Origin of the sequence: Streptomyces sp. NPDC092370, from assembly GCF_044755265.1 — a bacterium.
Lineage (GTDB): Bacteria > Actinomycetota > Actinomycetes > Streptomycetales > Streptomycetaceae > Streptomyces.
This window is the reverse complement of the sequence record NZ_JBIVQO010000022.1, coordinates 27,584-33,843: the sequence shown is the minus strand read 5'-3', so window position 1 is coordinate 33,843 and position 6,260 is coordinate 27,584. Positions and strand designations below refer to the sequence as shown.

Here is a 6,260-nt window from a genome sequence, read left to right as displayed (position 1 = left end):
CAATGTCAACTGGTGGCAGTTCACCCGCGCCGCGTAACCGCACCGCGTTGACTCGCTCCTCGGGCTGAAGCCCGAGCATTCCGGCCTTCCCGTCCGTTGCTGTGCCGCTACGTGACACAGCAACGGACGGGAATGAGCGGCGAACAGCTCCCGGGCCACCTCCCCAGCAGCTCCTGGATGATCCACCGCACCCGCGGATCGTCCGAGGAGCCTGCGGGAGCCGCGAAGCCGAATCGCGCACGGGTATGGAAGACGAAGCCCTCCGCTTCTGCCTGAGCACGCCGACGGGCCCGTACCCGGGGCTGCCACCGAGCCAGAACCGCATCCTCGATCGCCCGGACCTGCAGCGGACCCGGCGGATGAAGGATCTCTTTGTCACTCACCGCTGCACAGTGCGCTGCGAGACCCCAGCACCGTGGCCACTTTCCGGGTGGAACCCCGGTGCGTCGCCAGCAGAAAACGTAGGCGTGCTTCAGTGCTTGAGGGAATAGGCCGGGTGCGCAACGCGCGCTCCAGTCCCTGCTCGGTCTGTCCCGCGTCCGCCTCCCCAAGCGACCAGCCCGCACGGCTGGCACCCCCACAGTCGGTAGCGTCAGTTCTCCCGCATCGCCCGGGCCCTAACGGACGTCGCCGGCACCCCGGTGCTGTCCGTCGACGAGTCCCACCAAGGGGTGAGGTGGGAGAGTCCCGCCGGATGGAGGTACCGCTGTGCTCGTCCGACTCCTGGGTGGCCCGCTCGCAGGTCGCGTCCTCACGACCACCGGCGCCCCGTGGGCTGTGCCGGGTCAGCGCGGCGTGGAGTTCGCCGGCGAGCAGGTCAGGCAGGGCAGCACCCTGGGCGTGCTTGAGAACGTGTTCGGCGACGGTGGACAGCTTGGTGTTGGTGTGCTGGGAAATATCCCGCAGCACGGTGAAGCCGTCATCGGGATGGACGTGTCCCAGAACCACGAGGACGCCGATGGCCTGGTCGACTACGGCAAGGGAGGCGAGCGCCTGGCGTAGCTGCCTGTTCTCCGTGCGCAGTCGTTCGATCGCCGCATCGCACTCGTGGGCTGCTGCTCTTGCGGGCTGCGGCTCGGCAGGCGTGGGGGAGACCATGAGGATCACCGGTGGGGACGGCGTACGGGACATCTGGTTCGCCTGCCCCGCTTTCCTCTCAGCATCCGTCTGAGCGCAACCGTCACAGCAAGCGTGAGTCCTCCAGACCCGAATCCGGAGGACTCCGCGAGGCTTGCTTCCGAACCCCGCCGTCGGCGAGTAGCCGCCGCTGCAACGTCCACTCCCCAAACACTCCGCCATTTCGTGACGCGCGCGACGGTGACACTCCTGGGGCGGTATACCGCGTTGTCGAACGGCCCGGCACAATCCACCACATGAGTACGGCCGACCGCGACCGGCAAGAACCGTCTGATCACCTCAACGGACATGCACCTGGGCGAGCGGCGGTGGTTCAGTACGAGCTGGGCGGGGCGTGGGTGGTCGTCGCTCACGGCGACTACGACATGGACTCCATCGGCCCGCTCGCCGACGCGCTGCAGACGGCCGCGCACAAGCATTCCCGGGTGGTCCTGGACGCTTCGGGCGTCACGTTCGCGGACTCGACATTCCTGAACCTGCTGCACATCCACCCCATGACGAGCCCGCGTGTGGCCGCGCCTGCGCCACAGCTCAAGCGGGTGCTTGAGATCACCGGAGCCGACACTGTCCTGGACATCCGGGCCAGCGTCGCGGACGCCACCTCGGACTGAAGTCAGTGCTCGCTCGACCGCTCTGGGCACCGGGCCGCCGACTGCTCGGCGTCGAAGGGCTGGAGTTCACCGACCGCTACACGCTGGCCTTGCGCAAGGCAGCTGCTCTGGCCGCGCTGTCGCGGGGCATGACCTCGATCAGGACCAGGCCTCGTCGATCCTGCCCTCTTCTAGCCGAACGGGGCCGGGCGCCGCCTGGTGGGGTCACGGATTCCGTCTGGCCACAGCAGCCCGCGGAGTGCGATCACGTCCCCTGGCATTGGCTTTCGGACGTGTACTCGATCTAGGCTGCGTCGGTTCATGCCGCTCGCGGCGGCCCATCGACGGAGAGGAAAGCCGATGACCCAGCAGGCCTCGGCCACCGACCCGGCTTCTGGGCGTCGCCCCGAGCTGGTCCCGGACCTGAATGTGGAGGCGGCCCGTATTGAAGCGGTACGCCGTTACGACATCCTCGACACTCCGCCCAACGGCGCGTTCGACCGGGTGGCGGCGATGGCCGCCCGCCTCTTCGATGTCCCCGTGGCCACGGTCACGATCGTGGACACCGACCGCATCTGGTTCAAGGCCGCACACGGCCTCGAGGGCGTCAAGGAGATCGGCCGCGATCCGGGCCTGTGCGGCTCGGCGATTCTGCGTGATGACGCGCTGGTCATCCCCGACACCCTTCGTGATCCCGTGGCGGCGGACAATCCGCTGGTCGCAGGGGAGATGGGTGTGCGCTTCTACGCTGCCGCACCAATCATCACCCCCGACGGCCACCGGCTGGGCACGGTCAACGTCCTGGACACCAAACCGCGCTCCATCACCGAGGACGACACCGCCACACTGGCCGACCTCGCCGCGATCGTCCTGGACGAGATGGAGCTGCGGCTGTCGGCGCTGCGCGCACTACGCAATGAGCAGCAGCGGCGGGAGGCGGAAAGCCGCCAGGCCGAGATGGAACGAGCGCGTGCCGAGGCGGAACGAGCGGCGCGGGAACAGGCGGAGAAGGACAAGACCGCCATCGCCGCGTTCGCCTCCACCCTCCAGCGCACCCTGCTGCCCCCGGCCCTTCCCGTCGTGCCGGGCCTTGAGCTGGCCTGCCACTACCGCACCGCCTCCGTCCACGACGTGGGCGGCGACTACTACGACGTCTTCCCCGTCGACGGCAGCCGGTGGGCGTTCTTCCTCGGTGACGTGTGCGGCAAGGGCCCCGAGGCGGCGACCGTCACCGCCCTGGCCCGCCACACCCTGCGCGCCGCGGCCCAGATGGATCCGGACCCGGTCACCGTCCTGAGCACGCTCAACACCGCCCTGCTCACCGACGTCACCGCTGGAAGCCGCTTTTGCACCACCTTCTTCGGCCTCCTGGCACCACGTGAGGACGGCGGCTTCACCGTCACCGTGGCCACCGGCGGCCACCCGCCGGCCTACCACGTGCGCCCCGACGACAGCGGCGCCGTATGGGTAAAGGCGGTCCGGCCCAAGGTCGGCATGCTCGTCGGAGCCTTCCCCCAGGCCCACTTCGCCCAGGACACCTTCTGCCTGGCCCCCGGGGAGGGTTTGTTCCTCTACACCGACGGGCTGACCGAAGCCCGCACCACTCAGGGCACGATGCTCGGCGAGGACGGCCTGACCGGCTTCCTCCACCAGCGCACCGGGCCTCTCACCGCCACCACCCTGGTCGAAGACACCGTCACGTTGCTGGCCTCAATGCCCGACGGAGCCGGCGACGACGTGGCCCTGCTGGCCCTGTCCGTGCCCGACGCCGAAACCGCACCCGACACTGGCGTCGCCGCCACCGCCCACACCACCGCCGCACCCGAACACTTCGGCCAGGAGTGATGACCGACGTGACCCACACACTTCACCTGACCGTCCAGCACCCCCACCCCGGCATCGCCATCGCCACGATCGTCGGCGATGTGGACGTGCACACCGCGCCCACCCTGCGCTCCGGAGCTCTGGAGATCATCCAGCAAGGACACCCTCGCCTGGTCTTGGACCTGGCACCGGTCGGTTTCTGCGACTCCGCCGGTCTCAGCGCGATCATCGGCATCTGGCACGCGGCTCAGGAAGCGGGCGGCTCACTCAGCCTCGCCGCTGTCCCCAACCGCCTGATGCGCATGCTCAGCATGACCGGCGTCGACTCACTCCTGCCTGTCCATGCCACAACCGCCGACGCGGTCGCCGCCTTGACCGACAGCCCGCCCGCCTCCGCGAACAGGTAAGCAGCCTCTGGTACTGCCAGACCAGAGGCTTGTGCGGCGTTCCAAGGGCATGTCCAGAGACGCTGTCGCCTCGGCGCCGGGGCAGGCGTCACGGGCCCAAGAGAACAGGGCTGGGAGTCAGGCGGAATGGCCCAGGAACGCCGATGGGGCGAGGTCGGGACCGGCGCGGTGCAGACGTGCGGGGTGGCGCGGGCGGAGATCGATGCCGACTTCCGTCCGCGTGACGTTCGGCATTTCCGGGCTGCCCCACGGAGGAGTATTACCAGCCTGGCCACGCTGGGCCGGGTCGGGCAGGCCCGGCGAGCGTGCCGCTGGGTGCCTGAGTGCCGACCTCCAACCGCACGGCGATGGCATGTGAGGGTTTCTTGGCCCAGTGGTGACGTTGGCGATGCGATATCGGGGCACATGACCCGGGCACGGTCCGTACGGGTGTCCGGCAGGAGGGGTTAGTGGCCGGTCATGAGGTGTATGCCGCCAGCGCGTTGTCAGTGGTGGCCGCGATAATGTTCGCGCGCTGGTGCCTGACGGGCCGAAAGAGCAGGCCGCGCACTGCTGCGGTATCCCGCTGGACGGCGCTCAGGGATGTCCGGCGCATGGGCTCCACTGCGGCTCAGGCCGAGCAACGCCTGCCGACGGACGCGCCACGCGCTCAGCGGGCGGTGCAGGAGGCCGAAGACCTCGTACACGCCTACTGGCGCCAGCTCAGCCCCCTCTACCTGCCCAAACGCGACCACCATCAGCACTGAGCCGATCGGTCAGCGCATGGCCGGTACAGGGGATCGGTCAGTCGATGACAACCTGCCCATCCGTGTTCGCCGATCACACCCGCCCGGTGCACAAGGTCACGCCCACCGAAGCTCAGCGCGAGGGGTGGCTCGGCGAGTCGAGGGCCTGGAGATCAGCCTGACCGGCGCCGAGGACAAGCTGGCTCAGCTCGATGCCGCTCTCAAGCCCACGGCCATCCACCTGGGCTTGCCCACCTTCGGCCGGATCGCTGGGGGCTCAACCGCCCCTTGATCTGCCCCGGGCTGGTTTACCCACTTCGTGACCAGTACGGCAAGTTGAAGAGCTCACCTCAGGATGCCGGGTGTGGACTCGATGAATTACCCGCCGGACCAGCCCCGAATTTGCTGGAAAGTGTCTCAGCCGGATTTCCGCCTGCGCTGGACAGGCGCGACAGTGAGTGGGCTGGGCAACAGCATCACCGTGGTCGCGTCGCCGCTGATCGCGGTTGAGGTGTTGGACGCCAGCTCCACCGCCGTCGGCCTACTCGCCGCGGCGGTGTGGCTGCCCTGGCTGCTGGTGGGGCTGCCGGTAGGCGCATGGACGGGGGTCAGCAGCGTGTCGGTCTCGGTTAGGCGCAGCACGCTCGCGGGCTGGCGCTGCAGGCCGGTGACGAGGAGCTGGCCGCCCTCGGCCAGCAGGCGGTGGCGCAGTTTCAGCAGGAGGTTCAGGCCGACGGAGTCCATGAAGGACACCCCGGACATCTCCAGGTGCAAGATCTTGCCGTCGAGGGGAATGACCAGCGTCGCTTCTTCGAGAGCGGGGCACGAGTCGAGATCCATCTCCCCGGCCACGGTGACGACGGTGCGGTCGGAGTGCTGTTGTGTGGTGACGGTGAGGTCGTTCATGGTTCGCCCCTCGTTTCCGGGGGTCGAGCCCATCACACCCCCAGGCTGGGGGGTATCAAGCGCGTGACATGGGGGCACGCACAGTCGAGCAAGACAACCCGCACCGCATCCCGGCCACTCAAGGTGACCTTCAGGGGGCGGTGCGGGGTCTCCTACCAAACCAGGCTGGTGTCCGTCCAACGTGGCACAGACCGGGCATCGGACGCCAGCATGCGCTGGTAAAGGCTCTGCCTTTCGGCACAGGACGATCATGCCCACCACGCGAGGCAGCGGAAGTGAGCGGCAGGTACTACCCGTGCGCGCGCCTTGGCCTGGGAGTGTGTCGTCGGTCGGATCAGCAGGGTGGTCAAAGAACAACGGCTTCAGGCTGGTGCGGTTGCGGAGCCGGAACGTGCCTGCTTTGCAGGAAATGCTCCCAGGTATGAGCGAAGGTCGAGCATATGGCCAGCGCGCCCCTGAAGTGATTCAACTCCGAGAAGGACTTCGGCTTCATCGAGCAGGACGGCGGGGGCCCGGACGTCTTCGCGCGCTACTCCGAGAGCAAGGGCAGCGGGTACCGCGAGCTGGCCCCGGGCGAGCATGTGACCTTCGACATCGGCCAGGGCCGGAAGGGGCCGCAGGCGCAGAACATCGTCCGCTGCTGAGCGGGCAGCACAAGCGCAGTGCCGGCT

The 6,260-nt window shown here is 68.4% G+C and carries 6 protein-coding genes and 1 pseudogene; 5 read left to right on the top strand and 2 right to left on the bottom strand.

The genetic code is table 11. From position 1 onward, the window contains the following. Positions 1–375: 375 nt before the first annotated feature. Positions 376–1,098: an ANTAR domain-containing protein gene (locus ACIQHQ_RS37060; protein WP_402621141.1), complete on the bottom strand. Its 723-nt coding sequence runs from the start codon at positions 1,096–1,098 to the stop codon at positions 376–378. Positions 1,099–1,373: 275 nt separating this feature from the next. Between ACIQHQ_RS37060 and ACIQHQ_RS37055 the strand changes: the two genes are divergently transcribed. The 4 genes from ACIQHQ_RS37055 (at position 1,374) to ACIQHQ_RS37040 (ending at position 4,704) form a co-directional block, all read left to right on the top strand. Further along, a complete protein-coding gene (locus tag ACIQHQ_RS37055; RefSeq protein ID WP_402621135.1) occupies positions 1,374–1,748 on the top strand; it encodes an STAS domain-containing protein in 375 nt (124 codons plus the stop codon). 339 nt (positions 1,749–2,087) lie between these two features. Next, on the top strand, positions 2,088–3,572 hold the full coding sequence (locus ACIQHQ_RS37050) for a PP2C family protein-serine/threonine phosphatase (RefSeq protein ID WP_402621132.1): 1,485 nt from the start codon (positions 2,088–2,090) through the stop codon (positions 3,570–3,572). Positions 3,573–3,580: 8 nt separating this feature from the next. After that, positions 3,581–3,958, top strand: a complete 378-nt coding sequence (locus ACIQHQ_RS37045; protein WP_402621129.1) for an STAS domain-containing protein — start codon at positions 3,581–3,583, stop codon at positions 3,956–3,958. Positions 3,959–4,551: 593 nt separating this feature from the next. Further along, positions 4,552–4,704 carry a hypothetical protein gene (locus ACIQHQ_RS37040; protein WP_402621126.1) on the top strand — a complete coding sequence of 51 codons (153 nt, stop codon included), beginning with the start codon at positions 4,552–4,554 and terminating at the stop codon, positions 4,702–4,704. Between the two features lie 396 nt (positions 4,705–5,100). On the opposite strand, the gene ACIQHQ_RS37035 is transcribed toward ACIQHQ_RS37040, so the two are convergent. Then, positions 5,101–5,589: an STAS domain-containing protein gene (locus ACIQHQ_RS37035; RefSeq protein WP_402621124.1), complete on the bottom strand. Its 489-nt coding sequence runs from the start codon at positions 5,587–5,589 to the stop codon at positions 5,101–5,103. Between the two features lie 464 nt (positions 5,590–6,053). Here ACIQHQ_RS37035 and ACIQHQ_RS37030 point away from each other — a divergent pair. Next, a pseudogene (locus ACIQHQ_RS37030) lies at positions 6,054–6,233 on the top strand (cold-shock protein); the annotation flags it as partial. Positions 6,234–6,260: the final 27 nt, after the last annotated feature.